The 3,274-nt window shown below is 73.3% G+C and carries 2 protein-coding genes; both read right to left on the reverse strand.

Annotation, left to right across the window (positions count from 1 at the left end; translation table 11 throughout):
• Positions 1 to 2,482, reverse strand: a 2,482-nt coding sequence (locus BKE38_RS28050) for an MG2 domain-containing protein (protein ID WP_242662604.1), incomplete at its 3' end; no start/stop codon positions are given.
• A gap of 8 nt (positions 2,483 to 2,490) precedes the next feature.
• Positions 2,491 to 3,274, reverse strand: a 784-nt coding sequence (locus BKE38_RS28055; protein ID WP_207553708.1) for a hypothetical protein, incomplete at its 5' end; no start/stop codon positions are given.

Raw genomic sequence — 3,274 nt, forward strand, 5'->3', positions numbered from 1 at the left:
GCTGGGCGCTGGGCTCCAGCGTCGGGTCGAGCTCCAGGCGCGCATTGCCGCCGGCATCGGTCCGTGCCTGCCGGGTCAGCACCGGGCTGGCGCGGAAGCTTTCCCCTCCGGAGAAGCGGCGGTCGGTCGAGAAGACGAAGCCCTCGCGCGCCGGCGGCGACCAGGCCTCGGGGAATTGCGCGACGCGCCAGGTGATCGGGCGATCCGCCGCCAGCCCGCCCGAGAAGTAGCGTGCCGTCAGGCCGACGCCGAAGGGCTGGTCGAGCGGCGCGCGCTCGGCGCCGTCCAGCAGCACCTCGAAGGTGGGCAGGCGATAGGCTTCCTTCTTGAATTCGACGCTGCCGCATTCCTGCGGCTCCTCGCCATTCGCCAGCAGCAGGGTGGCGCGGTAATCGCCGGTCGCTTCGGTCTTGGCGTCGAACAGCAGGTGGAAGCCGCCGGCCTCATCCAGGGTCACCGGGAAGCGCCATTCCTGGTCGGAGGGGCCGGTGACCAGCAGCTCGGCCGGGCCGCGCTCGAGGGTCAGCGCGCCATGGTCCAGGCGGCGCAGCCAGCCCTGCAGATGCACGGGCTCCTCCGGGCGGTAGATCGGGCGTTCGGAGAAGACGTGGCACAGGCGCTCGGCGGCGACGCGGCGGCTGGCGGGGTCGCTGGCCATCCAGCCCAGCCAGGGATCGCGCCCGGCACGCCAGCGGCCCTCGGAAAAACTGCGCGGCGGGCGGGCCGGGTCGAGCACCAGCGTGTCGGCGCCCTTGACCAGGCTGATCCGCTTCAGCTCGCGCGCCACGCGCTGGCGGTTCGGCGTGCCGGCGGGCGCCTGCCACAGGAAGCCGCCCTGGGCATCGGTGACGCCGCGGGCCAGCAGGGTGAAGCGCTCGCCCTCCAGCCCTTCCAGCCGGATTTCCGTGCCCTCCACCGGGCGGGCGGTGGAAAGCGAGGTGACGGTGAAGCGGATGCCGGCCTCTTCCTCGGCCGTGGTCAGCGACAGGTCGGTGACCTGCAGCCGCATCCATTGCCGCTCAGCCTGGCCGGGCGGGCGCAACCCGAGCAGATAGGTGCCCGGCTGCCGCTCGCCATTGATCCGGGTGAAGTCGGCGGCGAGATCTAGGCCGAAGCGTCCCTCCGCCCCGCCCGACAGCCGCGGCAATGGCCGCATCGCCGAGACCGACGGCGCCCCCAGCGCCCGCAGCCGCTCGCGCATTTTCTGCTGGTCGAGCGCGGCCGCGCCCTGCCAGGGGCGCGGCTCGTTGCCGGAGAGCGGCGGCGCCTCGTCATCCAGGCTGGTCAGGCCTTCTTCCGGGAAGGGCCAGAAGTCGCGCGCCAGCGGATCGATCGGGTGGATGCGCAGGTCGGCGCTGGCAAAACCCTGGCCGCGCAGCGGGACCATCTGGGGCCCGAGCCGTTCGACCATGCCCTCATTGGCGCCCCAGCGCAGAGTGGCGGCCGGGGCGGCGAAGGCCACCCGGCCGGAGAAAGCCGAGGAAAGCGGCCGGCCACGGGCATCGCGCAGCGCGCCGGCGGCGATCTCCAACCGGTAGGTGATGTCGGCGCGGAAGCGGCCCTGGATGTCGAGCAGTTCTCCACGCGCATTCACCGCGAGATCTTCCACCGGCGGGGTGAAGCGCAGCGCCTGGCGCGCGGCCAGGATGTCGGGTGGCGCCAGCCGGTCGGAGAAGCGCAGCGACAGAACCCGCGCCTGGCCGGCATCGGGCGGCAGGCAGCGCAGGCGTTCCGGATCGGCCTCGCCGTCGAAGCCGGGGCCGCAGCGCAGCGCCTGCACCAGGAAGGCCGAGGGCGTGCGGACATTCAGGGTGAAGGCCGGCTGGTCCAGCCCGGCTTCGGCCGATTGCAGCAGCCGCAGGGTGACGCTGCGCCCATCCGGCAAAGGCTGGCGCAGCAGCAGCAGGTAGCGGGCGGCGGCATCGCCGGCGGGCAGCGGGGTAACGGTGACATCGGCCGGCGTCAGGGTGACGGCCGGGCCTTCGCCCAGGCTCGGCCGGTGTTCGATGCGCAGCAACCGGGCCAGGTCCGCGGGTGCCACCGGATCGGCGAAGCTCAGCGTCAGGCTGTCCAGGCCGGCCAGGTTGCTTTCGCCCTCATAGGGCGTCGAGGCGACCGGCGCCGGCAGCAGTGCGGTCAGTTGATGCGCGCGGCCGTCCATCGTGACCGTGACGCGCTGCCCGGCGGGCCAGGGCGCGGTCGGGCGGAACTGCAGGGTGCGGCCATCCAGCCAGCGCCATTCGCCGTCCAGCGACGGGTCCATGGTGAGCAGCCGCTCGGGCGCGTTTTCGACGCCGCCGCCGGCGGGGCCGCGGGCGCCGTCGAAGAAGACGGTCAGCGGGTCCCAGCGATGCAGGAAACGGTCCGGCACCAGCCGGGCGCCGTCGGCGCGCTGCACCCGGTCGAGCGGCGCGGCCGGCGCTTGCGCCAAAGCAGGGGTGGCGAGGCCGGCAGCCAGCAGGCAGGCGAGGAGGCGGTTCATCGGGGCGCTCACGGTTGGGCGGCCAGCGCCTGGTAGGCGCGCAGGATGTCTTGCGGCGGGCCGCTCGGCCGCGGCGCCAGGCCGAGGATCGCCGGCCGCAGCAAGGCAGGCGGCGCGTCGGGCGGCAGGCGGGCTTCCATCAGGTAGGTCCCGGGCGCGAGGTCGACCAGTTGCAGCAGCCCTTCGCCGATCTTCTTTCCCGTCGAATCAAGCAGATGCAGCGTGGCGCTGTCAGGATCGGCGCGCAGGCCGAGGCCGATCTTCGCCGGCCTCTCCAGAGAAAAACCCCAGAGGGCGGTGCCGCCGGGGGCGACCAGCAGCGGCTCGCCCAGGCCTTCGCCGAGCATCCGCACCGGGCTGGCGCTCAGGGAAAGCTGCCCGCCCGGCGCGCCCGGCACCGGCGACAGCAGCCGCAATTCCGCGGCCCCTGCGGGCAGGAAGCGGTGGAAGGCCGCGCCGGCCGCGAAGATTTCTGGTCGTCCGCCCGGTGGAGCGATGACCAGCGGGGTGCTGCTTTCGGCATGCAGCAGCAGCGGGGTCTGCGGGGCGAGGCTGAGCGCGATGGCCTCGGCATCGAGCGCCACCAGGCCGGGGATGCTGGCGTCGCGCCGGACCAGCGTGCGCTCGGCGCCTTCCAGCCAGGCGAGCACCGGGCCCGGGGCGTGGCGCAAGGTCACCACATGGCGCCCGATCAGCGGCTTTTTTCTGTCATCTTCGCTGAGGATGCGGCCGGAAGTATCTGTGATTGAAAGAATGTCGCCGCCCGCGACGGCCAAGCGCTGTCCGTGGGCC

It is taken from the genome of Teichococcus deserti (genome assembly GCF_001982615.1).
Taxonomy (GTDB): domain Bacteria; phylum Pseudomonadota; class Alphaproteobacteria; order Acetobacterales; family Acetobacteraceae; genus Pseudoroseomonas; species Pseudoroseomonas deserti.